Source organism: Bradyrhizobium prioriisuperbiae (assembly GCF_032397745.1).
Classification (GTDB): Bacteria; Pseudomonadota; Alphaproteobacteria; order Rhizobiales; family Xanthobacteraceae; genus Bradyrhizobium_A; species Bradyrhizobium_A prioriisuperbiae.
The window spans coordinates 6,608,682-6,635,199 of record NZ_CP135921.1 but is presented as its reverse complement, the minus strand read 5'-3'; the positions used below and the strand labels follow the sequence as shown (position 1 = coordinate 6,635,199).

General features: G+C 63.0%; 21 protein-coding genes, 1 tRNA gene, 2 pseudogenes and 2 riboswitches. Of the genes and pseudogenes, 6 read left to right on the top strand and 18 right to left on the bottom strand.

All coding sequences use genetic code 11. The features are described 5' to 3' along the window. Position 1: 1 nt before the first annotated feature. From RS897_RS31320 to RS897_RS31300, 5 genes are all read right to left on the bottom strand, one after another. Positions 2-688, bottom strand: a complete 687-nt coding sequence (locus tag RS897_RS31320; RefSeq protein ID WP_315832557.1) for a GltB/FmdC/FwdC-like GXGXG domain-containing protein — start codon at positions 686-688, stop codon at positions 2-4. Then, complete coding sequence (locus RS897_RS31315) at positions 688-1,587, bottom strand: class II glutamine amidotransferase (RefSeq protein ID WP_315832556.1); 900 nt, start codon at positions 1,585-1,587, stop codon at positions 688-690. The genes RS897_RS31320 and RS897_RS31315 overlap by 1 nt, the downstream gene beginning before the upstream one ends. Before the next feature lie 505 nt (positions 1,588-2,092). Continuing rightward, complete coding sequence (gene sfnG, locus RS897_RS31310; protein ID WP_315832555.1) at positions 2,093-3,193, bottom strand: dimethylsulfone monooxygenase SfnG; 1,101 nt, start codon at positions 3,191-3,193, stop codon at positions 2,093-2,095. Between the two features lie 484 nt (positions 3,194-3,677). Further along, the gene (locus RS897_RS31305) at positions 3,678-4,970 is read right to left on the bottom strand and encodes a cytochrome P450 (RefSeq protein WP_315832554.1); all 1,293 of its coding nucleotides are present in this window, start codon (positions 4,968-4,970) and stop codon (positions 3,678-3,680) included. Between the two features lie 233 nt (positions 4,971-5,203). Then, complete coding sequence (locus RS897_RS31300) at positions 5,204-6,217, bottom strand: 1-aminocyclopropane-1-carboxylate deaminase (protein WP_315832553.1); 1,014 nt, start codon at positions 6,215-6,217, stop codon at positions 5,204-5,206. Between the two features lie 160 nt (positions 6,218-6,377). On the opposite strand from RS897_RS31300, the gene RS897_RS31295 reads away from it, so the two are divergent. From RS897_RS31295 to RS897_RS31270, 6 genes are all read left to right on the top strand, one after another. Beyond that, positions 6,378-6,842 carry an Lrp/AsnC family transcriptional regulator gene (locus RS897_RS31295; RefSeq protein ID WP_315832552.1) on the top strand — a complete coding sequence of 155 codons (465 nt, stop codon included), beginning with the start codon at positions 6,378-6,380 and terminating at the stop codon, positions 6,840-6,842. Positions 6,843-6,950: 108 nt separating this feature from the next. Next, positions 6,951-8,357, top strand: coding sequence for a cytochrome P450 (locus RS897_RS31290; RefSeq protein ID WP_407654355.1), 1,407 nt, complete (start codon positions 6,951-6,953; stop codon positions 8,355-8,357). A gap of 7 nt (positions 8,358-8,364) precedes the next feature. After that, positions 8,365-9,021: an ABC transporter ATP-binding protein gene (locus RS897_RS31285; RefSeq protein WP_315832551.1), complete on the top strand. Its 657-nt coding sequence runs from the start codon at positions 8,365-8,367 to the stop codon at positions 9,019-9,021. Then, positions 9,018-11,477 carry an ABC transporter permease gene (locus RS897_RS31280; RefSeq protein WP_315832550.1) on the top strand — a complete coding sequence of 820 codons (2,460 nt, stop codon included), beginning with the start codon at positions 9,018-9,020 and terminating at the stop codon, positions 11,475-11,477. The genes RS897_RS31285 and RS897_RS31280 overlap by 4 nt, the downstream gene beginning before the upstream one ends. Then, positions 11,467-12,552, top strand: a complete 1,086-nt coding sequence (locus RS897_RS31275) for a lipocalin-like domain-containing protein (RefSeq protein ID WP_315832549.1) — start codon at positions 11,467-11,469, stop codon at positions 12,550-12,552. The genes RS897_RS31280 and RS897_RS31275 overlap by 11 nt, the downstream gene beginning before the upstream one ends. Positions 12,553-12,639: 87 nt before the next feature. Then, positions 12,640-13,383 (top strand): transporter substrate-binding domain-containing protein, encoded by a 744-nt coding sequence (locus RS897_RS31270; protein WP_315832548.1) that lies wholly within the window; start codon positions 12,640-12,642, stop codon positions 13,381-13,383. Between the two features lie 27 nt (positions 13,384-13,410). Here the strand turns inward: RS897_RS31270 and RS897_RS31265 are convergent, their stop codons facing one another. The 13 genes and pseudogenes from RS897_RS31265 to RS897_RS31205 form a co-directional block, all read right to left on the bottom strand. Continuing rightward, entirely contained in the window at positions 13,411-14,586 is a 1,176-nt protein-coding gene (locus RS897_RS31265; RefSeq protein ID WP_315832547.1) for a M20 family metallopeptidase, read from the bottom strand. 29 nt (positions 14,587-14,615) lie between these two features. Continuing rightward, complete coding sequence (locus RS897_RS31260) at positions 14,616-16,166, bottom strand: GMC family oxidoreductase (protein WP_315832546.1); 1,551 nt, start codon at positions 16,164-16,166, stop codon at positions 14,616-14,618. A gap of 159 nt (positions 16,167-16,325) precedes the next feature. Further along, on the bottom strand, positions 16,326-17,936 hold the full coding sequence (locus RS897_RS31255) for an ABC transporter substrate-binding protein (protein WP_407654354.1): 1,611 nt from the start codon (positions 17,934-17,936) through the stop codon (positions 16,326-16,328). Positions 17,937-18,138: 202 nt separating this feature from the next. After that, a riboswitch (glycine riboswitch) is annotated at positions 18,139-18,254 on the bottom strand. Between the two features lie 3 nt (positions 18,255-18,257). Beyond that, a riboswitch (glycine riboswitch) is annotated at positions 18,258-18,363 on the bottom strand. Between the two features lie 101 nt (positions 18,364-18,464). Then, a pseudogene (locus RS897_RS31250) lies at positions 18,465-18,677 on the bottom strand (tripartite tricarboxylate transporter permease); the annotation flags it as partial. A 37-nt stretch (positions 18,678-18,714) separates the two neighbouring features. Then, a pseudogene (locus RS897_RS31245) lies at positions 18,715-18,881 on the bottom strand (tripartite tricarboxylate transporter substrate-binding protein); the annotation flags it as partial. 171 nt (positions 18,882-19,052) lie between these two features. After that, positions 19,053-20,582: an ABC transporter substrate-binding protein gene (locus tag RS897_RS31240; RefSeq protein ID WP_315832544.1), complete on the bottom strand. Its 1,530-nt coding sequence runs from the start codon at positions 20,580-20,582 to the stop codon at positions 19,053-19,055. Between the two features lie 73 nt (positions 20,583-20,655). Continuing rightward, positions 20,656-21,606 (bottom strand): ABC transporter ATP-binding protein, encoded by a 951-nt coding sequence (locus tag RS897_RS31235; protein ID WP_315832543.1) that lies wholly within the window; start codon positions 21,604-21,606, stop codon positions 20,656-20,658. Further along, positions 21,603-22,583: an ABC transporter ATP-binding protein gene (locus RS897_RS31230; protein ID WP_315832542.1), complete on the bottom strand. Its 981-nt coding sequence runs from the start codon at positions 22,581-22,583 to the stop codon at positions 21,603-21,605. The genes RS897_RS31235 and RS897_RS31230 overlap by 4 nt, the downstream gene beginning before the upstream one ends. Next, a complete protein-coding gene (locus tag RS897_RS31225) occupies positions 22,580-23,446 on the bottom strand; it encodes an ABC transporter permease (RefSeq protein WP_315832541.1) in 867 nt (288 codons plus the stop codon). The genes RS897_RS31230 and RS897_RS31225 overlap by 4 nt, the downstream gene beginning before the upstream one ends. Next, the gene (locus tag RS897_RS31220; protein WP_315832540.1) at positions 23,443-24,360 is read right to left on the bottom strand and encodes an ABC transporter permease; all 918 of its coding nucleotides are present in this window, start codon (positions 24,358-24,360) and stop codon (positions 23,443-23,445) included. Before RS897_RS31220 ends, RS897_RS31225 begins: the two co-directional genes overlap by 4 nt. Positions 24,361-24,719: 359 nt before the next feature. After that, a tRNA-Glu gene (locus RS897_RS31215) sits at positions 24,720-24,794 on the bottom strand. Between the two features lie 186 nt (positions 24,795-24,980). Continuing rightward, positions 24,981-25,748 (bottom strand): ABC transporter permease, encoded by a 768-nt coding sequence (locus RS897_RS31210; protein WP_315832539.1) that lies wholly within the window; start codon positions 25,746-25,748, stop codon positions 24,981-24,983. Continuing rightward, positions 25,745-26,518 carry an ABC transporter permease gene (locus tag RS897_RS31205; RefSeq protein ID WP_315832538.1) on the bottom strand — a complete coding sequence of 258 codons (774 nt, stop codon included), beginning with the start codon at positions 26,516-26,518 and terminating at the stop codon, positions 25,745-25,747. Before RS897_RS31205 ends, RS897_RS31210 begins: the two co-directional genes overlap by 4 nt.

Here is a 26,518-nt window from a genome sequence, read left to right as displayed (position 1 = left end):
ATCAGTAGGCATCGACGTTGTCGACATGGAAATGGTAGAGCCGACGGGCCGATCCGTAGAGTTTGAAATCATCCGCCGACACCTCGGTGAGCTCGGCTTTCTCGAGCACCGCTTCGAGCGCCGCACGGTCCTCGGCGCCCATCGTCTTCTCGATACAGTCGGCGCCGAGACTGGCGACGGAGCCGCGCACGAACAGGCGGGCCTCGTAGATCGAGTCGCCGAGCGCTTCGCCCGCATTTCCCAGCACGACCAGGTTTCCCGACTGCGCCATGAACGCGCTCATCGAACCGATCGAGCCCTTGACCACGATGTCGATGCCCTTCATCGAGATCCCGCATCGGGCAGATGCGTTGCCTTCGATGACCAGCAGGCCGCCGCGGCCGGTGGCGCCTGCGGCCTGGCTCGCATCCCCCTTCACACGTACCTCGCCCGACATCATGTTCTCGGCGACGCCAACGCCGGCATTGCCCTCGATGATGATGGTGGCATCGCTGTTCATCCCGCCGCAGTAATATCCGACGTGTCCCTCCACCTCGATGGTGAGCGGCAGATTGACGCCGCAGGCGATCGCATGCTTGCCGCCGGGATTGGTGATGACCCAGTGGGTTTCATTGGTATCCCTGGGCAGCTTGTGCAGGGCGCCATTGAGGTCGCGCAACTTGACCTCCGCCAGATCGACGGTCGGCATCAGTGGCGCTCCCACGCATAGACGGTCGCAGGCTCGGGCTCGAACACGCGCGCGGCCGCGATACCCGGCAGACCGGCCAGCGCGCGATATTCCGAGCCGAACGCGACATAATCGTCGGTCTCGGCCATCAGCGCCGGCTTGCAGGCTATGGCGTCCCGCAGCACGGCGAAGCCGGACTCTGTTCCAACGACGAATGTGTAGAAGCCGTCGAGATCCCTCAGGCTTTGCGTCAGCGCCTCCCGCAGGGATGCGCCTTCGCGCATCCGCCAGGTCAGATAGCCGGCCGCGACCTCGGAATCGTTGTCGGTTTCAAACGACAACCCCTCGCGCTGCAATTCCCGCCGCACCCCGTTGTGGTTGGACAACGAACCGTTATGGACGAGGCATTGATCCGTCCCGGTCGAAAACGGATGCGCGCCCTTGGTGGTGACCGCCGATTCCGTCGCCATCCGCGTGTGCCCAATCGCATGGGTTCCCGACATTTGGGGCAGATCGAAGCGTTTGGCGACGTCGGCGGGAAGTCCCACGTCCTTGTAGATCTCCATCCGCCTACCGCGGCCGACAATTTCGACGCCGCTGAGCGACGGCGACTGCAGGATGAAGGCCTGCACCGCCTGCACTTTGTCAGCCGGAATGGAAATGATCACATGGTTGGCATGAAAGATGGGACTCGCCAATTCGAACTGCCGAGCGGCCACGATGACCGCACCGCCGGCGTCGGGGCGCGGCGGCAGCCGCAGCGTCAGCTTGACCAGATGATCCGTTCCCTTGCCGTAGACAGCGAATCCGGCGCTATCCGGCCCGCGATCCGACAACACCGCGAGCATCCCGCTCAGCATCGATCCGAGTTCCGGTTCAAGCGAGCGTGTCTTCAGGAACAACCCGGCAATTCCGCACATTACTTTCCTCACAGGAAATATTGTATCCCCAGAAGTATCTTTCCGATTTTAGACTGTCAATAGCTGAAGCTGTGGAAACCAGCCGCTGCGATACCATCGCAGCCGGCGCGGACCGCACGGCGTCATGCAGCCCGGCGCGGAGCAGCAAAGGCTTGTCCATGAGCAGGATGGAAGATGGCGGGCGCCGAGCAGCTGCCGATGGGCGCGAAATCCTCATGGACCCCCCGACATCGGCACGATTAAGCGCCGAAGCGTCACCATGAGGGGCCGGCGATCCCGCCGGAACGCCGAACCGAGCCAGCAAGCGTTTCGATCACAGTTGAGCGTGGCTCGCCCACGCTCAACGATTTCAATCATGACGAGCCGTGAGACAACAAGCGTCCGCAGGCTACTGGCCGCGTACGTAAAACAATTCCAGCGGCAGGCCGGGCGGAACGGCGAGCACTGCGGCCCGACCCGGCGTACGATCCGTTGCCGTCAAGCCGGCCCCAACCCGTTGCCGCGCCTATTCCGCCGCTTCAACGCGCGGCAACGCCGCCGCCTCAAGCTCGCGCACAAGTGGGATGACGTGCTTGCCGAAATAGTCGACCTCTTCCTGAAAGTGCAGGAAACCGAGCAGGACAAGGTCGACGCCGACGTTCTTCAGCGCCACGATACGCTCGGCGATCTGCCGCGGCGTTCCGATCAGATTGGTCTTGAAGCCGTCATTATATTGAACAAGGTCCTCAAAACTCGATTTGGCCCAGTTGCCCTCGCCTTCCGGGGAGGACTTGCCGGCGTTTTTCACCTCATGGCCAAAGGCGTGAACGGCCTCGGGATCGGCTTTGGCGACAATCTCGTCGACCACGCCGCGCGCCTCGGCTTCGTTCTGGCGCGCGACCGCGAAAGCGTTGACTCCGACCTTGACTGCATGACCGTTCGCCGCGGCCTTGGTCTGGATGTCGTCGACCTGCTTCCTGATCTCTTCCGGAGAGTTCCCGTTGGTGAAGTACCAATCCGACACGCGTGCCGCCATGTCGCGGGCGGCGCGTGAGCTGCCGCCCTGGAAAATTTCGGGCTGCGGGTCCAGCGGCTTGGGTTTCAACGAATAATCGCTGTAACGATAGAAATCACCGCGGAACGTAAAGTTGTCCTGGGTCCAGATTCCGCGCAACGCCCGGATGAACTCTTCGGAACGGCGATAACGCTCGTCGTGATCGAGCCACGGCTCTCCGATGGCGGTGAACTCGCCGCGAAACCAGCCGCTGACGATGTTGACGGCGACACGCCCCTCAGTCAGTTGGCTGATGGTCGCGATCTGCTTGGCCGCGAGTGTCGGATTCCACGGCCCGGGAAGCAGTGCGGCAATGACCTTCAGTTTCTTGGTCGCCGCCAGCAGCGCATGACTGAACGCCACCGATTCATGCTGGAACTCCGCGCCGTAGCCGGCGGTGAAACGAATCTGGCTCAGTGCATAGTCGAAACCGCTGTCCTCCGCGATCTGCGCAAGGCGCCGATTGTAATCGATGTCCCAACTTGTCCGCTGCTCGATCTTGCTGATGACGAGACCGCCGGACACATTCGGCACCCAATAGGCGAATTTGATCGGATCGCGCGGCACAGTCATGGAATCCACCTCGATGGTTGAGAGAGAAGAAAGAGGGCAACAGATCGACATCACCCGCCGCAGAGTGCGCAGGCGTTTCCGCCGCCTCCGATCGGAGGCGCTTCGATGTCAGATACTCAATTGATTTTGTTGAGTGATGTGCGAGTTCAGCCGCGCATCACATAGGTGTCTTCAGCAGCTCCGACAGCGGACCGCGCGGCGCGTGCACGCGATACCGATCGCAGCCTTCCTCGTAGAGAAGATGCTTGAAAACCTCGACGAGCCCACGTGTTTCATCAGACATCCTCGCGAGAGGTTCCATTGATGACGATGAGCAAGTCTCGCAAAACAGTATTGAACGAGCCAGTCCAAGACCGTCTCTTTTTCGCGCCACGCGAGAAATCGGGTTACTTATATTTTTGACAAACGAGCGGTTTATTTTTCTTCAGAGCAGAGCTGCGGGATTGCAGAGGCAATCACGCCGCTGCATGTACGGTCGCTCGCTTCACGCAGCAACAAAACGCAACGGCAATGTCTTGGGACCGCTGACGAAGGTCGAGTTCGAGCGCTTCGGTTCCCCCGCAAGCTCGACGTGCGCGATCCGTTTCAGCAATTCCTCGAACAGGATACGCATCTCCAGTCGCGCCATATGCAACCCCAGGCACATGTGCGCCCCCGACCCGAACGCGACATGACGGTTGGGTTCACGGTCGGAGCGGAACCGATTGGGTTCCTCGAACACAGTCTCGTCATAGTTACCGCTGACATAACAGAGCATCAGCGAGTCATCCTTCTCGATCACCTGGCCGCCGATCTCCACGTCCTCCCCGGCGGTGCGCATGAAATGCTGCACCGGCGTGGTCCAGCGGATCGCCTCCTCGATCAGGCCCGGCAGCAGGTCCGGGTTCGCCTTCACCCTGGCAAACTCCGAGGGATCTTCCGCCAGGGCCCACATCGCTCCGGAGGTGGAGGCGGACGTCGTATCGTGGCCCGCCGCGGCCACGATGATGTAGTAACCGGCGGCCATCCGCGGATCGATCGGCTTGCCGTCGATGGTGCCGTTGGCGATGACGCTGGCGACATCATCGCGGGGCTCGGCACGGCGCTGCGCCGCCAAGGCTTCGAAATAGTGTTCGAAGTCGCCGACCACCTTGATGACCGTCGCGGTGATCTCTTCCGCAGACTTGACCACCATGCGCGAGCGATTGAGATCGGGGTCCTCGCTGCCGAACATCTGCTGCGTCAACGCGAGCATCAGCGGCTCGTCCTGCGCCGGTACGCCCAGAATTTTCATAATGACATGGAGTGGATATTCCGCCGCGACATCACGCGCGAAATCGCACCGGCCGCCGCTGGCGAGCATGCGATCGACTGCCGCCTTCGCCAGCAAACGGATATCGTCTTCGATCCGCTTCAGGTTCGGCGGCATGAACCAGCTCTGGGTCAGTTTGCGATAGGCCATGTGCTCGGGCGCATCGAGGGTCACCAGCGAGCGCACCAGATGAGGACTGCCGCCGGTGACCTGCTGGACAAGACTGCTGTTCGCCAGCGGCCCCAGCACCACCGACCGCGGTGCGTTGAGGAAGCGGGCGTTATCCTTGCTGATCTTCAGAATGTCCGCATGGCGGGTGATGGCCCAGAACGGCCGATAGCCTTCGACCTCGACCAAAGCGACCGGATTGTCCCGGCGCAATGTCGCAAACGTCCGTTGCAGGTCCTTCCACTCGCCATAGGCGAACGGATTGACGATCTGTTTCGCCATGTCGGCGGGAACGCGCGGCGCGCTGGGAGATGCCATGGCTCTCTGTCCTCTTCACATCCGGAGACTCCCGCCACAGCGGAAGCCATTTCGCCGTCACACGATCAACGGCGTTACCAAGTGTTCAGGGGACCACAGCCCTTGTAAAGCGCGCAGGCTCAGGAACCGATCAGCGAAATTTGATGAGCGCAGCGTCTACACGCAAGAAAAAATGCACGCGCAGCTGAACGCCACGCGTGCAAGAATTTCGATGGTGATCTGCGATAACCGTATTAGCCGTTGCGGAAGGCGTAGCCATAGCCGTTGAGCGCCGGCGCACCGCCGAGATGAGCGTAGAGCACCTTCGATCCTTCCGGGAAATAACCCTTGCCCACCAGGTCGATCATGCCCTGCATGGATTTTCCTTCATAGACCGGGTCGGTGATCATGCCTTCCAGGCGTGCGCACAGACGGATCGCGTCCTTGGTCTCCTCCGAGGGAACGCCATAGGTCGGATAGGCATAATCCTCGACCAGCACGACATCGTCGTCAACGATCTCCTGGCCGAGTTCGACCAGCTTGGCGGTGTTCTGCGCGATCCGCAGCACCTGCGCCTTGGTCTGCGCCGGTGTGAACGACGCGTCGATGCCGATGACCTTGCGCGCGCGGCCGTCCTTGGCGAAACCGACCAGCATGCCGGCGTGGGTGGAGCCGGTGACCGTGCAGACCACGATGTAATCAAAGGCGAACCCGAGTGCCTTCTCCTGGGCTCGGACTTCTTCGGCAAAACCGACATAGCCGAGACCGCCATATTTATGTTCCGAGGCGCCGGCCGGAATCGCATAGGGCTTGCCGCCCTTGGCCTTGACGTCCGCGATCGCGTCTTCCCAACTCTTGCGGATGCCGATGTCGAATCCGTCGTCGACCATTTGGACATCGGCGCCCATGATTCGGCTCAGCAGGATGTTGCCGACCCGGTCATAGACCGCGTCCTCATGCGGCACCCAAGTCTCCTGAACCAGCCGGCACTTCATGCCGATCTTCGCCGCCACGGCCGCGACCATCCGGGTGTGGTTGGATTGCACGCCGCCGATCGAGACCAGGGTATCGGCATTCGACGCGATGGCGTCGGGAACGATGTATTCGAGTTTGCGCAGCTTGTTGCCGCCATAAGCGAGCCCCGAATTGCAGTCCTCACGCTTGGCATAGATCTGGACCTTGCCGCCGAGATGCGCGCCGAGGCGCTCCAGCTTTTCGATCGGCGTCGGGCCAAAGGTGAGCGGATATCGTTCGAATTTCTCCAGCATGCGTGATCCTTGTCGAGGGGGCTTTGATGCGGAGGTATCTAGCCTTTTGGGCCGGAAATGTGCTCTCAAAGATAGGCGTTGATTTGCTTTCTTTCCGACCCATTCGTGGCTATTACTTATATATCTTCGAAAATATATTCAAATTATGGAAGATTCTTCCGTGAGCACAGAGCCGGACCGAATTGATCTGAAAATGCTTCGCCTGCTCCAGGGCAATGGACGCCTGAGCAATGCGGACCTGGCCGAAATGGTCGACGTCAGTCCCGCGACCTGCCACCGGCGGACGCAGGCGCTGTTCGAGAGCGGTTTTATCAAGCAGGTCCGCGCGATGGTGGCGCCGCATAAGGTCAACCGGGGCGCGCTGGTGATGCTCGGCGTGGTTCTCGACCGCTCGACGCCGGAGAGTTTTGCCGCATTCGAAAAAGCGGTGGCGAAACTGAAGTTCGTCCTCGATTGCCATCTGGTCGCCGGCGATTTCGATTACTTCCTCAAGATCCGGGTCTGCGACATGGCGGATTTCAACCGCATCCATGGCGACCAGTTGATTGCGCTACCCGGCGTCCGGCAAACGCGCACATTCTTTGTCATGAAAGAAGTCGTCGACAACGCCCCGCTGGAATTTTAAGCAACAGAAACATTGACTTAGTCAAGCTGACTGCTGATCCCACCCGGCTTGTCAAAGGCCTGACAACACGACATCCTCACCCGCAGGGGACCGATCCGGGAGGTCTTGATGTCGATGCAAACTCTGACACCGTCTGCTGTGACCACCACCCCCGGCTTGGAACGGGTCGACCGGTCAGCGCTCGCCCACATTCCCGGCGATGAAGGCTGGCCCCTGGTCGGCCGCACCTTGAACGTTCTTGCCGACCCGCTGGGCGAAGTCCAAAGAATGGCACAGCGGTTTGGCCCGATCTACCGCTCGCGCATTCTCGGCGAGACCAACATCACGCTTCTCGGCCCCGAGGCCAATGAACTGCAATACATGGACCAGACCAAGCTGTTCTCCTCGACCCATGGCTGGGAGTCCATTCTGGGCCTGCTGTTCCCGCATGGGCTGATGCTGCTCGATTTTGACGAGCATCGGTTGCATCGCCGTGCGCTGTCGGTGGCCTTCAAGTCCGAACCGATGAAAGCCTATCTCGCGCAGCTGGATTTCGGGATCGCCGCGCGGGTTGCGCAATGGCGCAAGACGCCCGGAGAGCTGCTGTTCTATCCAGCCATGAAACAGCTCACCCTCGATCTTGCAGCAACGTCGTTCCTGGGAACCGACATCGGTCCTGAAGTCGATGAGGTCACGCGCGCGTTCATCGACATGGTCGCGGCCTCGGTCGCCGTCATCCGCAAGCCGCTGCCGGGCACCCAGATGGCGCGTGGTGTCGCCGGCCGCAAGCGGATCGTTGCCTACTTCTCGGAACAGATTCCGATTCGGCGCGCCCGCGGCGGCGGCGACCTGTTCTCCCAGCTCTGTCAGGCAACCCACGAGAACGGCGCGCTGCTCTCGACCCAGGACGTGGTCGATCACATGAGTTTCCTGGTGATGGCCGCGCACGATACGCTGACATCGTCGCTGACATCGTTTGTCTACTACCTCGCCGCCAATCCGCAGTGGCAGGACAAGCTGCGCGAGGAAGTGATGTCGCTCGGACTTGCGCCGGGCGAGCCGCTGCCGTTCGACAAACTCAACGCAATGTCGCTGACCGAGATGGCGTTCAAGGAAGCGATGCGGCTGAAGCCGCCGGTGCCGTCGATGCCGCGCCGGGCCATGCGCGAATTTTCGTTCCGGGGATACACCATCCCGGCCGGCACCCTGACCGGCATCAACGTGCTGTATACCCATCACATGCCTGAACTCTGGCCCAATCCGGAAACCTTCGATCCCCTGCGCTTCACCGACGAGGCCCAGCGCGCACGGCATCGCTTTGCGTATGTTCCGTTCGGTGGCGGCGCGCACATGTGCCTGGGATTGCATTTCGCCTACATGCAGGCCAAATGCTTCGCGTTGCATCTGCTGCGCAACATCACCGTCTCGATCAAGCCTGGTTATGTCCCCGGTTGGCAGATGTGGCCGATCCCGAAGCCGAAGGATGGCCTGCGGATCACTCTCACGCCATATCTTAACAAGAATTCGGCGTCTTAACGAAAACATGGTTCTCCGCGTTTCCAACCTGCACAAGAGCTACCGCAGTTCCGAAGAAACTCTTCAGGTGTTGCGCGGCGTGAACATCGAGCTCGCTGCAGGCGAGACCGTCGCACTCAGTGGTGAATCCGGCAGCGGCAAGAGCACCCTGCTTCATGTCATTGCAGGCCTCGACCGGACCGACAGCGGCGAGATCTGGTTCGAGGACAGTCTGCTGTCGACGATGTCGGAGCGCGCCACCGCCGGGTTTCGTCGCGACAAGATCGGCCTGGTGTTCCAGCAGTTCAATCTCGTCTCCAGCCTGACGGTCGCTGACAATCTGGTCTTCCAGGCGCGCCTGGCCGGGCGATCCTATCCCGAATGGCAAGCAGAGCTGATCGACCGGCTGGGGCTGCGTCATCTGCTAAAGCGTTATCCGGAGCAATTGTCGGGCGGACAGCAGCAGCGGGTCGCGATCGGACGGGCGCTGGCCGCGAAGCCGGCGCTTCTGCTAGCCGACGAGCCTACCGGAAATCTCGATGAGGCCACAGCCGACGAAGTCCTCGCGCTTGCGCTTGACCTCGTGCGCAGCACCGGCTGCGCTTTGCTGATGGCAACGCACAGCAGCCGGCTGGCGGCGCGGCTCGATCGCCAGGTTCATCTCAGCGCCGGTCGTGTAGCGTGAGGCAAGCCCTCTGGATCGTCGCGGTTCTTCTCAGCCATTGGCGCCGGCATCCGGTCCAGCTGGCGACGCTTTTGCTGGGCCTGATCGCGGCCACCGCGTTGTGGAGTGGCGTCCAGGCCCTCAACCAGCAGGCCCGCATCAGTTACGATCGCGCCGCGGCGATTTTCGGCGGCGCCCGCTCGCCGATGCTGGTCGATCGCGACGGCGGAACCATCCCACAGCAGCTTTTTGTCGACCTGCGCCGGGCCGGCTGGTCGGTGTCGCCCGTGCTGGAAGGCCGCATCGAGATCGGCGAGCGCTCGTTCCGGCTGATCGGCGTGGAGCCGATCACCCTGCCCCGGGACGCCGGCTTTGCGTCATCGATGGCCGGAGATGGTCTGACGAAGTTTCTGCTGCCTCCGGGCGAGACCTTTGTCGCACCGGAAACGCTTCCGAGCCTGGGCGCGCAGGACGGCGCGACGCTGCGATCGCGGGCCGGCGTGCCGCTTCCGCCTTTGCGGGTTCAGCAACAGCTGGCACCGGGCGTGTTGCTCGTGGATATCGGCATCGCGCAGCAGCTGCTGGGACGGCCCGGTCAGATCTCCCGCCTGCTGATCGGAAAAGCCGTCGGCCCGGCAAAACCGCTCAATGACATTGCCGGCGACCGGTTGCGGCGCGTCGAGCCCGACACCGAGAGCGACCTGGAACAACTCACCGACAGTTTTCATCTCAATTTGACCGCGTTCGGCCTGCTGTCGTTCCTGGTCGGCCTGTTCATCGTCAACTCCGCCATCGGCCTCGCCTTCGAGCAGCGCCTGCCGATGTTGCGGACGCTTCGGGCCTGCGGCGTATCCACCGTCACTCTCAATGCCTGCCTGACGATCGAACTGGTGGTGCTGGCGCTGGGATCAGGCCTGATCGGGCTGATCCTTGGTTATCTGATTGCCGCGTCTCTTCTCCCCGATGTTGCAGCCAGCCTGCGCGGACTGTATGGCGCGCAGATCGGGGGACAACTCACGCTGAAGCCCGTGTGGTGGGCCGCCGGTCTCGCCATGAGCGTTGCGGGCGCGTTGGTGGCCGCCGCCGGCAGCTTCGCAAAATTGTCCCGACTGTCCTTGCTTGAAGGCGCCCAGCCGCGCGCCTGGCAACACGCACAACAGGTCTGGCTGACCTATCAGGGGCTGCTCGCCATCGGCATCCTGCTGATGGCGATCGTCGTCCTCATGCTGTGGGACTCGCTGCTCGCCGGGTTTATCGTTCTTGGCGCGCTGCTGCTCGGGGCGGCGCTGGGATTACCGGTGATCCTGAATCTCATACTATCGTTGGCGCAGCGCTGGGCCCGCGGTCCGCTGGTCCAATGGTTCTGGGCCGACAGCCGACAGCAATTGTCAGGGCTCTCACTCGCTTTGATGGCGCTGCTGCTTGCGCTTGCGGTCAATGTCGGTGTCGGCACCATGGTCGGAAGTTTCCGGACCACCTTCATCAGCTGGCTGGATGGGCGACTGTTCGCCGAAGTCTATCTGAGCGCTGCCAACGAAACGCAAGCCGTGGCACTCAAGCAGTGGCTGTTGCGGCGTCCCGACGTCACCGCGGTGCTGCCGGGCGCGCGCGCGGACACCCAATTGGGCGGCCAGCCGATCGAGCTGTTTGGGCTGGCGGATCATCCGAGCTACCGGGAGCGCTGGCCGCTGCTCGAGACATCGGCGAATCCATGGGATCGCCTGCAGCGCGGCGACGCGTTTGTCAGCGAACAACTGTCACGCCGGTTGAAAGTCGCCGTCGGCGATACTTTGCGCGTACCCACGCCCTCGGGAGTCTGGCCGCTGACAATCGCAGGCGTCTATGCCGACTACGGCAATCCCAAGGGGCAGATCGCCGTCGCCATCGGCAGCTTGATCGAGCGGTTTCCACAAACGCCGCAGACGCGATTTGGACTGCGCGTTCTGCCGGACCATGTTCCCGCCCTTATCGCTGCGATCCAGGCTCAGTTCGGGTTGGGCGACCGGCAGATCGCGGACCAGTCCGCCGTGAAGGCGGAGTCGAACCGGATCTTCGATCGCACCTTCGCCGTCACAGCGGCGCTGAACACGCTGACGCTGGGCGTCGCCGGCCTGGCGTTGCTGACCAGCCTCCTGATCCTGAGCATGACGCGCCTGCCGCAGATCGCGCCGCTATGGGCCATCGGCCTGACGCTGGGACGCCTCTCCGCGATCGAACTGCTGAAGACCATGACCCTGGCGCTGGTCACCACACTGCTGTCGCTGCCGCTCGGCCTCGCCGTCGCCTGGTGCCTTCTGGCCGTGGTCAATGTCAAAGCCTTCGGCTGGCGGCTGCCGCTGCATGTCTTTCCGTCGCAACTGCTGATGCTGCTGGCCGTGGCGCTGTCGGCCGCCCTGCTCGCCACGCTTTGGCCGATCCTGAAACTGCGCCGCATGCCGCCGGCGCAATTGATCAAGATTTTCGCCAATGAACGCTGATCTCAGCCGGCGCTCTCTCATCGCCAGCTCCCTGCTGCTGGCCATCGGCGGCAAGGCCGCTCGCGCACAAGGTTTCGCCGGCATGGACGGCAACGCCGACGGCTTCAGTGCCGTGACGCCGGGCCGGACATTCGCCTTCCCCGCCGACCATGGCGCGCATCCGGACTACCGGATCGAATGGTGGTACGTCACCGCCAATCTTATGGACGCGACCGGCACGCCTCATGGTGTGCAGTGGACACTGTTTCGACAGGCCATCCTCTCCGGACCGCAAGCAAGCGGCTGGGCCGACAAGCAGCTCTGGATGGGACACGCGGCGGTGACCCGCGCCGACCTGCATCGCTTCAGCGAACGACTCTCGCGTGGCGGCATCGGGCAAGCCGGCATCGAGGCTCAGCCGTTTCATGCCTGGATCGATGCCTGGGACATGCGCGGGCTCGATGGGGTCTCCGAGAAGACCATTGCGCCGCTGCAGCTCAGCGCATCCGCGGACAACTTCAGCTACGACCTGAGACTGGAAGCCGACAGGCCGCTGGTCCTGCAGGGACACGCCGGCTACAGCCGCAAATCGGAACGCGGCCAGGCCTCGTATTATTACAGCCAACCGTTTTTCCAGGCGTCGGGCACCGTCACCATCGACAACAAATCGGTCCGCGTGACGGGCAACGCATGGATGGACCGGGAGTGGAGCAGCCAGCCGCTGGCGCCGGACCAGACCGGGTGGGACTGGTTCTCGCTGCATCTCGATGGCGGAGACAAGCTGATGCTGTATCGCCTGCGCCAGAAGGACGGCAAGCATCATCTGGCCGGCAACTGGATTAGCGCCGACGGTACCACGCAAGAGCTCGATGGTGGATCGATCACGATGACGTCAACGGCGCGGACCCGCGTCGCCGGGCGCGAGCTGCCGACCTCCTGGCACGTCGATATCCCCGCAAAAAACCTGCGGATCGACACGGTTCCGCTGAATGCACAGAGTTGGATGGGCACGCGCTTCTTCTACTGGGAGGGGCCGATCACCATCCGCGGCAGCCACGGTGGAGTGGGCTATCTCGAAATGACGGGGTATGAGTAGCTGACCGGGCGCAGATCCGGTTTGGAGGATATCATGAAGAGCTTTGCGCGGTTGCGGACGTCAGGTCTTGTTCTGGGAGTTGTGTTGATGACGATGAATTCTGGCTACGCCGATCCGCTCAGGGACGAGATCGCGCCTACGGGCAAGCTGCGGGTCGCCATTGCCATCAGCCCGGCCGGCGGCGCGTTCTGGTCCACCAAGACCGGGGACGGTTACGCGGGCGTGCCGGTCGATCTCGGCAAGGAGATGGCCACGCAACTCGGCATTCCCCTCGAATATGTCGCCCATCAGAATTCAGGACAGATCACAGACACGGCATCGAGCGGAAAATGGGATGTCACGTTCCTGCCGCAGGATCCCGAGCGCGCGACCAAGATGGCATTCGGGCCGACTTATGAAGTGGCCGATGCGACCTACATCGTGAAGCCGGGCTCACAGGTCGCCAATTTCCAGCAGCTCGACCAGGCCGGCATCAAGGTCGCCGCCGTCAACAACACCACCACCATGCGTGGCGCCATCGCGCATCTGAAGACCGCCAAGGTGACGGGTTATCAGACCTATGACGAAATCTTTGGACTGCTGAAATCCGGCGACATCGACGCCTTCGCGCTGTCGCGCGATCAGCTCAATGCCATGGCGAAGAAAATTCCGGGCACGCGGGTGCTGGATGAAACCTTCAAGCAGACCACCACGGCGGTCGCGGTGCCGCTGAACCACCCGCTCGCGCTGGCATTCGTCACAAAATTCATGACCGAAGCGACATCCAACGGCCAGCTGCGCCGCGCCTATGACAACAACGGACTGAAGGACTCGCCGATCCGAACAAAATAGGACCGACTCCCGCTGCGCCTGCAGCGATCATCCGGCGGCCTCGACGCGCGTCCGCAGGATCGCCAGGGCGAGTGCCTGGGCGCGCGGAACGAAACTGTCGAGGTCGAGATACTCCTGCGGCGTGTGCGCATTGCCGCCGACGGGGCCGACGGCGCAGATGGTCGGCGCGCCGACCGCCGCGGTGAAACCGGAATCGGCGCAACCGCCGGTAAATTCGCCGGCGACATTTGGCAGCCCCACATCCTTCGCTGCGGCCCGATACCCGTCGTAAATGTGCTTTGAACCCTCGCTTTGGACCAGCGGCAGGAACTCGCCATTGATGTGCAGTTTCGCCGACGTGCCGGAGACGGTCGGGGTCGCGATGATGTCCTCGATCGCGGCCAGTGTCGCGGCCCGGTCCGCGGGATCGACATAACGCAGGTCGATCTGGCCCTCAGCATGGGGCGCGGTGGTGTTGACGGACTGTCCGCCCGCGACCAGCCCCACATTCAGCGTAATGCCCTTGTCGGCATTGGTCAGCGCATGAATCCGCACGATCTTGTGCGCCATTTCACCGATGGCACTCACGCCGTCGAAGAAACTCGTGCCGGAATGCGCCGCCTTGCCGAACACCTCAAAACGCATGAACACACCGCCCTTGCGGCCAGTCACGACATTGCCACTGGGACGGCCGGGCTCGGAATTGTAGACCGCGCGCGCGGCGCGGCCCTCGCGCTCGATCACCGGACGCGATGAGGGCGACGCGATCTCCTCGTCGGACGTGATCAATAGCTTGATCGGACACGGCGCACTGCCGAAGCGCTGGAATGCAGCGGCAACGAACACGTTCATCACCAGGCCCGCCTTCATGTCGGCCACGCCGGGGCCATGGGCGCGGTTGCCCTCGATGCTGAATGGCCTCCGCGCCACCTCACCTTTCGGAAACACCGTGTCGCGATGGCCCATCAGCAGGATCGGCTTCTCGTTGCTGCCGGGCTTCGCCACCAGGGCATGGATCGCGTCACCGAACGTGTCATGCTGTTCTCGCCACGCCGAGATGCCGTGATCGGCGAAGTGTTTTTCGAAACGCGTCCCCACGACGTCGACGCCGGCCTTGTCGTAGGATCCAGAATCGATATCGACCACCTCCCGCAGCAACGTAACCATGGCGTCCTTCTGCGACGCCAGCCATTCGGTGATTTCTGTTTCAGCATTGGTGGGCATGGAATGTCCTGGATCTCAGATTTTTGATTTCAACCGGCGCGCATCATCATCCGTGCGATGGCTTCGCCGATCACAACCGTGGTGAAGTGAGTATTGGCCCGGCAGTCGGACGGCATGATCGACGCATCAGCAACGCGCAGGCCGGCGATGCCCTTGACGGTGCCATCCGGATTGACCACGCCGTCCTCATCCCCGAAGCCGGTCATCCGGCAGGAGCCGGCGGCATGCTGGATGTCTCCGGTCACCTGGCGCAACACGGCTTCGAGTTCGCCATCGGGCAACGCCGCGGCCTCCGGCAGAGTCAGCTCGGTATCCGCCAGACGAATCCAGTCCGCAATGCCGGCAAGCGCCGGCTGCGCCGTCAGCACCGCCATCCGTCTCACCACGTCGGTCATCCGCAGCATGTCACGGGAATCCGCCAGCATGTTCTCCTCAACGATGGGATCGATCTCCGGATCAGCGGAGGCAAGCTTGAGCGAGCCGCGCGAATAGGCATTGAACAGTCCGGCGCCGATGGCGGCGGGAATTCCGATGCCGCGATGATTGAACGCGATCAGGATCATGTCGCGCTTGCCGCCGTCGGCGAGGCCAGAGGAATAGGTCACGCAGCAATTGGTATGACGGGTGTCGCGATCCGTGGCACGCAGGTCCTCGCGCAGTTCGATGGTGGTGCGGAACAGCGGGTGATCGAAGAAGTCACAGCCGACCGGCAGATCGCGTTGCACGGCGACGCCTAAAGATTTCAGGTCGTCCGCCGGACCGATGCCCGAGCGCATCAGGATCGCCGGACTGTGGATGGCGCCGCCGCACAGGACGATCTCGCGCCCGCGGATCTCGCTGACGCCCTGGCCCGCGATATGAACCCGCACGCCGGTGGCCCGCCCCTGCTCGATCAAGACACGATCGACGAGTGCGTGGCCGCGAATTTCCAGATTAGAGCGGCCGCGCGCCGGCTCCAAATAGCCTTCATTGGTGGAGATGCGCCGGCCGTTGCGGCTGTTGATCGGATAACAGGCCACACCCTCGCCGTCCGGCCCGTTGAGGTCCGCGCACCAGGGATAGCCGCTGGCGAGCGCCGCATCGCGCAGCCCCCGGTCGACGGGCCCCCAGGTGTCCGGCGGCGCGCGATAGACCGGCAGCGGACCCCCGCGTCCGTGTCCCCTGGTGTCGCCGAAGTCCTCATCATCCTCGATCACCGAGAACAGCGGCATGATTTCGCGCGCGGACCAGCCGGTGCAGCCATTGGCGGCCCATTCGTCGAATGCATCCGCCACGCCACGAATGGCGATCTGGCCGTTCATCATCGAGCTGCCGCCCAGTCCCTTGCCGCGCCAATAGAAGCGTGGCTCCTGCCCAGCAATCCGGCGGGTCAAGAGATTGGGCCACTGCCATTTCTCCTGGAACTCACGCTGGTGGATGATCGGAATCGGATTGGGTGTGCTGATCTCCCAGGGCGCCTCAGCGGCGCGCCAGTCGAGGCCCGCTTCCAGCAACAGCACGCGGCGGTCTCTCGCTTCGGACAGCCGCGCGGCGATTGCGGCACCGGCAGAGCCGCCACCGACAACAATGACATCATACATGGTTTTAGACACTCCGAACTATCGACGGGCGCGGACGGCAGTCCCCATCATAGATTGATTTACGTCCAGATCGCTAGGTCAGCGAATGACGTGTTCGTGCAGGCGTCAGATGCCTATGAGAGGCAATGATCCGTAGTTGGAACGAGAGATCTCGTCCGATCACTCCGGCTTGTCCATATTCCAGAACACAGGTGTGGCCGGACCATCGAGCACGCCGGTCAGCTCCTTGTGCCAGACGCTTGGAGCGAAATATTGTCCCAACGGAATATAGGTCACCTGCTCGAAGGTCCGCGCCTGGATCTTGCTTGCGATGATCTTCTGGTCGTCCGACGAACCGGCCCGCGCGAAGGCATCGCGCAATTCCTCCATCTGCGGGTCGTCCGGCCAACCTACCCAGGCGCCCTTGCGGCCCCTGCTGTTCAGGGGAGCGCTGACAATGGGATTCATGATGTCGGCGATGCCCCAATTGGTGAAGAACATGTTCCAGCCACCATCCTTCGGCGGCTTCTGGCTTGCGAAGATCGTGTTCACCGTCTGCCAGTCCGCCGTCTGGACAGTCACCTGGAATCCGGCCTGACGCAGCGCCTGCGCCGCGACGATGGGTTGAGGCTTGAGCGTGACCACATCGGTCGGCGCCAAAATCACGACCGGTGTCCCGTCATAGCCTGATTCCACGAGCAGCTTCCTGGCCTCCGCCATGGTGTTGCCCTTGACCAGGGAGTCCGATCCGATGTCGGTTGCCAGCGGTGTGTCGCAGCCGAACACGGCGCCACAGATCTTGTAAAGTTGCGGGTTTCCGATCAGCGCGTCGAGCACGTCTTTCTGGTTCATCGCCATCAAGGCGGCGCGGCGAATTTTCACGTTGTCGAACGGCGGATGAAGGAAGTTCATCCGTCCGATGGTCTGAAAGCCGAGGCCATTCAGCGGGCGCGATGTCAGGTCCTTGTTGGCCTGCAGCACCGGCAGCAGATCAAACGACGGCCGCTCCAGGAAATCGATATCCCCGACCTGAAGCGCGTTGGCCGCCGTCTGCACGTCGGGCATCGTGACCCATTCGACGCGATCGACTTTCACCACCTTGCCGCCCGACGCCCAGCTCGGCGGCTCGGTGCGCGGCACATAATCCCTGTTCTTTTCATAGACGGCCCTGACACCCGGCTGAAACTCCGCCTGAATGAACTTGAATGGACCTGAGCCGATCTGCTCCGGGATCGCCTTGCTCGGCGGCGTATCGGCCAGCCGCTTCGGCATCATGAAGGGGACCAGCGTGGACGGTTTGCCGATCGCCTCCAGCACCAGGCCGTAGGGCTCCTTGAGTTTGAGCGTGATCGTCCTGGCGTCGGTGGCTTCCAGGCTGGCGGTGAACTCCATCAGCTTCTGGCCCATGCCGTCGACCGCAGCCCAGCGCTTCAACGACGCAACGCAGTCCTCCGAGGTGACCGGCGTGCCGTCATGCCATTTCAATCCGTCGCGCAGCGTGAAGGTGTAGGTCAGCTTGTCGTCGGATACTTTCCAGTCGGCCATCTGCGGCTTGATCGTGAAGCTGGAGTCCATCGCCACCAGCGTGTCGTAGACCATGTAGCCGTGGTCGCGCGTGATATAGGCCGATGAAAGGATCGGATCGAGCGCCCGCAAGTCTGAATGCATAACCGCTCGGATCGTCTTGGCCTGCGACCAGGTCGGCCATAGCAATATGACCACGACCAGCAGCCAGCGCAGCGCCTGCCTGACCGATATTGGTGAATCTTCGCCTTGCTGAGTGACGGACATCATTTTCCCTGGATTGACGTTGAGCGGATGTTGATGATCTCGCAATGGAGACGGCTTGCCCGCTGTCGCGCTGGCGCGGCGCATGGCTAATCGTTGCGCCGCGATGTCCGGCGACGAGACTTGCTGGGATAGGCATGGCCTTGAAGAAGCTCCCGCGCATTAGAGTCGCCTCATCTCCGGCATCGACCGGTAAAGGCGCCCCATCTGTCACGGTACCTGAGAGCTTGATCCGCCCGAGCCATTGCGCGATGCATGGCTCACTAACGGATATCCCCTTCGGTGGACGCCATATTGCACATATGGCGTCTCTCTCCAGATCGTCCTGACGACACGGTCCTTGTGCCTGAGAGTTTCCGGGGCGGTTGCTCCGTCGGCGCCGAACACGAAAACATGTTGTTTTCGCTCCGATCTCTCCCGCATCGTCGCGTTGGACGGTCGGACGATATGGCGCGCTCACAACGCCAGCAAGGTTAAATTTCAACCAGCTCTGCCCAGATGATATGCGAACGATCCCGCGCAGCCGGCAGCTCAGCCGCCCTCATCCAGAGCGACCATCTCGCGCTTCCGACGCAACGCCGGCAGCAGCGGGCCGACCAGAAGGATCAGCGCCAGCACCAGGCACGCCGCCGAAATCGGTCGCTCCACAAAGGTCAGCAGATCGCCCTGCGACAGGATCAGCGCCTTGCGCAGATTGTTCTCCAGCAACGGCCCGAGCACGAACGCCAGCACCACGTTGGGCGGAATGCCCAGTGTCAACAGCGCAATCAAGGCGCCGCCTGCCGAGCTCCTTGAGCGACGGCACGTCCGGGAAGTCGGAGAGCGCCGCGCGGTCCACATCATCAACCGCAGCTCGCCGGCATCGATCAGCGGCCGCCAGCCGGTGGAGTCCGCCTGCAACATGGTGTGATTACCGAGCACCGCAGCGTTGGTCTCCGCCCCGCCCTTGCCTCGTGTGGTGGTTCAGAAGTTCGCTCCACCATCGCCGCGCGCTCCTCGAGCGAACTTCTGAACCAAAGACCACACTCGAATCATATATTTGCGAGTGTCCTTATCGAATCCGAAGTTCGCTCCGAAGGTGCGGTTAAGTGATGCGAACTTCGGATTCGGGACACTCGCCTATTTCCACTTCGCCAGAAAGAAGCGCGGCAATTCATCCGGATACGGCGTAAAATCGAGCTGCTTGGAAATGCCATAGGTCGTCACGTAGCTGTGCAGCGGCGCCCAGTACGCCTGCTCCGTGATGCGCTGGATCGCCTTCGAATAGTTCTTCTTGCGGACATCAGGGTCTGTGGATGATCCACCCTCGAGCAGCCATTTCTGCACGTCCGGATCGCGCGCATAGTCATCGGCGCCGCCGTCAAAGAAGTTGGGCAGGATGGCCGAGACATCGTTGATCGAGAAGCTGCCCCAGCTTCCGAGATACAAACGCAGCTCGCCGGCCTTTGCGCGCTGGATCAGCGCCGCCGTCTGCAACTGGTTGAGCTTGGCGCGGATGCCGACCGCATGCAGGTAGTTCTGGACCGCTGAGCCCCACTGCGGCAGCACGTAGCTGGCAAGTTCCACGTCGAAACCGTCGGGATAGCCGGCCTCGGCGAGAAGCTGCTTCGCCTTCGCCGGATCGTAATCGTAGCGCGCCGCGATCTCGCCATCGCAGCCGAACTGCGTTGGGACACAGGGCGCGAGCGGAACGCGACTGCCGCCGGTGACCAGCTTGTCGGCGATCGCCTTGCGGTCGATCGCGTACCAGATTGCCTGGCGCACCTTGAGCTTGGTCACGGGATTGTCCGCACCGGTGCGACCGGCGGCATCGATCGAGAGATAACCGATCCGCATCGACTCTTTACGCAGGGCCTCCAGGTGCGGCATCCGGCTCATCGGCTCGAGTTGGTCCGGATTCAGGTTCCAGATCCAGTCGGCGCGACCGGCCAGCAATTCGGTCATCTCGGTCGCGGCATCGGGCACAAACCGCACGCTGACCTTGGAGATCGCCGGTTTTCCCTTCGGGCTGCCGGCCCAGTAATCCTCGAACCGCTCGAAGCTGATCGACGCACCAGGTTCGACCTTGACCATTTTGTAGGGACCTGCACCAACCGGCGCCTTGGCATAGCCTTCCGGACCGACTTTTTCGCGATAGGCCTTGGGATAGATTGGCAGAACCAACGCGAAATATTCCAGCGCCGCGGGGTTCGGCCGCTTGAGCTTGACCCGCACCGACAGCTCCCCGGTCTTCTCCGCCTTCTCGAGCCAGTTGTAGTTGGCCGGCGTCGACACGCGGCTCGCCGGATCGGATGCCAGGTTGATGGTGTAGACCACATCATCGGCGGTAAACGGACTGCCGTCGTGGAATTTGACTCCCGGCCGCAGCGTGAAATCGATGGTGGTCGGATCCGGCTGCTTCCATTCGGTCGCGAGCAGCGGTTCGAGAGCGAAGGTGGCTGGATTGCGATAGATCAGTGCATCCCACCCCATGTGGTGCATGATCACGCCGGTGCGCAGGTTGTTGTAATAGGGATCGATGTTCGGCAATGCGTCGCGCATCACCACCCGCAGCGTGTCGGCGGATTTCTGCGCCGCCGCCGGCATCACGCCGCCGCCGAGCAAAGCCGTTGCGAGAATTGCAGCACCGAGCTTCATGTTCACGCGCATAATGTCCCTCTTCTTGCAGCTATCCGAATTACAGCTATCCGAACCGGTGCGATGCACGCCCGGTGCCAATGCCTCATGCCAAATGGCACTCTACCATTCCCTCTGGGATGCGGACCATGGGCGTTGGTGCCACACTGCGGCAGCGCTCGATCGCGATGCGGCAGCGCGGATTGAACCGGCATCCCGGCGGAATATTGGCCGGATCCGGCATCACATCGCCGAGGCCGAGGTCCGGGACGCCCAGGCCCGGCTCCGGCGTCAGCACGCTCTGCAGCAACGCCTGCGTGTAGGGATGCCCGGGCGCGCGAAACAGCGCATCGGTTTCGTTGCGCTCGACAAAACGTCCCAGATACATGACGGCGACTTCGCTCGCCACATGTTCCACCACAGCGAGATTGTGGCTGATGAAAAGATAAGTCAGTCCGAGATCGCGGCGCAGATCGGCCAGCAGATTGAGGATTTGCGCCTGGACTGAAACGTCAAGCGCACTGGTCGGCTCGTCGCAGATCACGATCCGCGGCTCGAGCACCAGCGCGCGCGCGATGGCCGCGCGCTGGCGCTGCCCGCCGGAGAGCTGCGACGGCATGCGTTCGCCCATCGTGGCCGAGAGACCGACGCGCTCGATAATGCTGGAGACCCGGCGCTCGATTTCGGCCCGTGAGAACGTGCCCTGCGCAGTCAGCGGCAACGCGACGATATCCTTGATCCGCTGGCGTGGATTGAGCGAGGCGAACGGATCCTGGAACACCGGCTGGATCAGCCGGGCGCGCGCCTTGCGGTCGAGGTCGAACAGGCGCTTGCCGTCGACCAGCACGCTCCCCGCCGTCGGCTTCAGCAGTCCGAGGATCAGGCGCGCGAGGGTGGATTTCCCGCAACCTGACTCGCCAACGATGCCGAGCACACTGCCGGCCGGCACGCTGAACGTGACATCATCGACCGCAACCACGCGTTTTTCCGCCGCCAGCGCCCCGGCATGCACCCGGAACTCGCACCGCAGGCTCTGGACTTCAATCGCGGTGCTCATGCGGGTTGCGGCTCCGCGACGTCGGGCGCGAGCCGGCAAAGATAATCGTGGGCTCGGCCTGCCTGCCGGCGTGGGATCTCGCGTTCGCAGGTGTCATCCGCATGGGAACAGCGCGAGCGAAACGCGCAACCGGCAAAGCCGGGCCCGATAGCCGGCACCACGCCCGGGATCGAGCCGAGCGGCCGGTCCCGCTGCACCCGGCCCGGCACCGGCACGCAGGTCAGCAGGCCGCGCGTATAAGGATGCTGCGGGGCGCGAAACAGCTCGGCAGCCGTGGCGCGCTCGACCACCTCGCCCGCATACATCACCGACACCCGGTCGGCGACACGCGCGACAATGCCGAGGTCATGAGTGATCAGCAGGATGGCGAGGCCGAGCTCGCGCTTGAGCGTGGCCAGCAACCGCAGGATCTGCGCCTGCACGGTGACATCGAGTGCGGTGGTCGGCTCGTCGGCGACCAGCAATTGCGGATCGCACATCAGCGCCATGGCAATCATGACGCGCTGACGCAGCCCGCCCGAGAGCTGGTGCGGGAACTGGCCGAGCCGCATCTCCGGCGCGGTGATCCCGACGCGGCTCATCAGTTCGACGGCGCGCTCCAGCGCAGCCGCGCGCGAGCCGCCCTTGTGCCGGGTCAGCACCTCCGCCATCTGCGAGCCGATGGTGAACGCCGGGTTGAGGCTCGTCATCGGCTCCTGGAAGATCATGGAGATGCGATTGCCGCGGAAACGCGCCATCTCGCGATCGGACAGGGGCAGGAGATCCGTGCCGGCAAAGCTCAGCCGTTTCGCGGAGCGGTGCCCGCCGCGGGCGAGCAGGTTCATGATCGCCAGCGCCGTCACCGATTTGCCGCAGCCGGATTCGCCGACCAGGCAATGAGTCTCGCCCTTCTCGATCTGCAGCGAAATACCACGCACTGCCGCGCTGCGGCCGCCGAACATGACCTCCAGGTCCTCGATGTCCAGCAATGCGCTCATCGCGACCGCTCCGAACCGAGCAGGTTGCGCAGCCCATCGCCGACCAGATTGATGCCGAGCACCAGAACGAACAGCGCGACGCCGGGCACCAAAATCACCCAAGCCGAGAAGAACATGTAGTCCTTGCCCTCGGCAATCATGAGCCCCCACGACGGCAGCGGCGGCGGCACGCCGAGGCCGAGGAACGACAGGGCCGCTTCCAGCAGGATGGCCAGCGCCATTTCCAGTGTCGCCACCACCGCCAGATGGCTCGCGATGTTTGGAAGAATCTCCTTGATCAGCAGATGCGGCGTCGAGGCGCCGGCGCACCGGGCGGCATTGACATAATCGAGGTTGCGAATCTGCATGGTGGTCGCGCGCGCGACAACGGCGAAGCGATCCCACAACAGAAGCCCCAGCGTCGCGACCACGAGCCCAAGCCCCTGCCCCATCAGGCCAACCACCGCGAGCGCAACCAGCACCACCGGGATCGACAGGCGCGTGGTGATGGCGAACAGCACGGCGTCGTCGACGCGGCCACCAAAGAAGCCGCCGAGCACGCCAAGGGTGATGCCGATCAATCCCGACATGATCACCGTCATGAGGCCGATCAGCAGCGAAATGCGCGCGCCATACGCCAGCCGTGCCAGATAATCGCGGCCGAGCTGATCGGTGCCGAGCCAATGCCCGGGCTGGGTGCCGTCCATCCAGAATGGCGGCTGCAGGCGGTTTCCGAGGTCCTGGGTGAACGGGTCGTACGGCACCAGCGCGTTGCCGACCAGCGCGAGCGCGACCACAACAGCGACAATGGCGATCCCGATCGCGAATCCCGTCAAACCGACGCGCGAGGTCTGAGGCTCCTGAATGGCAATCGGCGCGCTCATCCGGTCCGCAGCCTCGGATCGAGCAGCGCATTGAGAATGTCGGCCAGCAGAGTGAGGCCGATATAGATCGCGGCCAGCACCAGCACCACCGCCTGCACCACCGGGAAATCGTTCTTGGCAATGCTTTCCCAGCCGAGATACCCGACGCCGTGCAGCGCGAACACCGTCTCGATCACGATGGAGCCGCCCAGCATGAAGCCAAGCTGGACCGCGGCGATCGAGACCACCGGAATGGCGGCATTGCGCAAGGCGTGCTTGAAAATGATGCGCGCGCGCGACAGGCCCTTGGCGCGGGCGGTGCGGATGTAATCGGACGCCATCGCCTCGATCATGCCGGAGCGCGTCAGCCGGGTCAGCGCCGGGATTGCCGTAAAAGCGAGCACGATGCCCGGCATCACGAAGTGCTGCCAGGTTCCGGTACCGGAGATCGGCAGCAGGCCGAGATTCAGACCGAGCACAATCATCAGGATCAACGCCAGCCAGAAGCTCGGGATCGCCTGCCCCACCATCGTGAACATGGTGACAGCGCGGTCGAGCCAGGTGTTCTCGCGGACTGCGGCCAGAATGCCGAGCGGGATCGAGATGATCAAAGCGAGGCTCAGGCCCACCAGGCCGAGTGTCAGCGTAATGGGCAAACGCCCTGCAATCAGGTTGGCCACGCTGTCCTTGAAGAAGTAGCTCTGGCCGAAATCGCCGATCATGGCGCGGCCCACCCAGGAGAAGAACTGGATGTACAGCGGACGATCGAGGCCATAGGCCTTGCGCACGATGTCGATGTCGGCTTGCGTCGCCTGCGGGCCGGCAATTGAAATGGCAAGGTCACCGGACAGCCGCGTCAGCAGGAATGCGAGCGTCATCACGGTGAGCGCGACCAGCAGGCCGAGAACGAGCCGCCGGGCAATCAAACGCACCATGTGTCAGGGCTCCCGTGCCGAAGCGCAGCGAACGTATTCGAGTCAGCGGCCAGACCCGAAGCCGCGACCGTCTCATCAAACCGTTGATCCATGCAAGAGAGGTGAAAGCATTTTCCGTGCCGCGCATGGACGCACGCCTGTGTTCGGGTTGCAGGTGTCGCGCAAAAGATCACCAGCCTCCGCGCGGCAACGGCTCGAGCCAGCCCCGTGATCGAAACCGAGCAAAGTTAGGACAAACTTTCTGTGACGGCGCGACAGGCAAAAGCCGCCGATGCAACCTGCGCGATCAGCCGGTGATCAGGCAACATGGCGCTCCCAAACCGGAGCGACCTTGGACAATGTCAGGGCATAGGATGAAGTGGCGCTCCCTAGCGGAATCGAACCGCTCTCTCCACCGTGAAAGGGTGGCGTCCTAACCGATAGACGAAGGGAGCAAAACGACGGCCCGGACATATCCGCGGGATGCCATCCTGCACAGTCGTTACACCGACATCTGCAGCAAAATCAAAGCTTTAGGGAGCTTTCGCTTCCTGGTCCCGATTCCGGCGGCGCGGCGTGGCGCAACGTATAATCACGTTTCGCGGGCGCGGCAAGCGCCCTCTCGCCCCCTTGTGGATCTCTCAATATCCCCGGGAGCGCCAAGCCAGCAGCCGCCGCTCGGCCATCGACATCGCCAGCGCCGTCACATAACCGACAGCGCCCAGGAGGATCACGCCGGCAAACAGGTCGGCGGAGCGGAACGAGCGCGCCGACAGCAGCACCCAGTGTCCCAGACCATCGAGACCTGCCAGCATCTCGCAGACCACCGACAGGATCAACGCCACGGTCAGGCTGAGACGCATGCCGGCCAGAATGTCCGGGCTCGCCGATGGCAACGCGATCTTGAAGATCACCGCGAGACGCGACATGTGCAGCGCCCGCGCAACTTCATAAAGCCGCGGCTCTACCGCCGCGAATCCATGGATGGTCGCGAGCAGCAGCGGCCAGAGCGAGCCGAACGCGATCACAAACAGCGCCATGCTCTGGGTCAGGCCGAACAGTGCAATCGCAACCGGAATGATGGCGGACACGGGCAGCGGCCGCAGGAACTCCAGCGTCGGCGCGACATAAATCCGCATCGCTTTCGACGATCCGATCAGCGCACCGAGGACGATGCCCACCAGCGAAGCAAGCAGCCAGCCGATTGCCATGTGCTGCAGGGTGCCGACGAGCTTGTCCAGGAGCTCACCACTGGCAAAGCCGCGGGTCAGCGAGGTCCAGGCTCGATCCGGCCCGGGCAGGAACACCGGCGACACCAGCCGCAGGTTGGCGATGAGCTGCCACAGCGCCACCAATGCGGCCGCCACGGCAAAACTCACGAGGCGCCAGACAATCACCGCCGGCATCATGCACCCTGCTCCACGGTCGCGGCGCGGCCGAACAGCCGCTGCTGCATCTGCATCAGCCCTGCATTGAGACCGAAGCCGACCAGGCCGATCCAGACCAGCAGCGCCAGCATCAGGTCCGGGCGCAGCGCCTGTTGCGCCGTCATGATCGCAGCTCCAAGTCCGAGCGGATTTGCGGTGATCTCGACGGTCACGGCCACGATCAGCGCAATGCCGGCGGCCAGCCGGAACGCAATGAAGATTCGCGGCATCGCCGCAGGAATAATGATCTTGGTCACTTGCGCCACGGTTCCGAGCCGCAGCGCGCGCGATACTTCCAGCAAACGCGGCTCGACACCGCGAACCGCGGACCGAGTCAGGATCAGCAGCGGCCAGACACAAGCAAAGGCGACGATGGCGATTTCCATTCGGTAGCCGAACCCCAGTGCAATCAGCGCAATCGGCAACAGCGCCACCGATGGGATCGGGCGGATGCTCTCGATCGTCACCTCCATGCTGCGGTCGAACAGCGTCGACATGCCCAGTGCCAGCCCGAACAGCAGGCCGATCGCCGCGCCGATGGCGAGGCCGGCAAAGGCCGAGACCAGCGTATCGCGCGTCGCAATCAGCAGCGAACCATCACCGATGCTCTCAAAAAAAGCGATGACGATGGCGCTCGGCGGCGCCAGCGAGTCACTCTGCAGATGCGTCGCACGCGCCGCGCATTCCAGCGCGACCACGATGGCCACCGGAAGAATGAGCGGCTTGAGCCGGTCCGCTGTCGTACCGGCCAT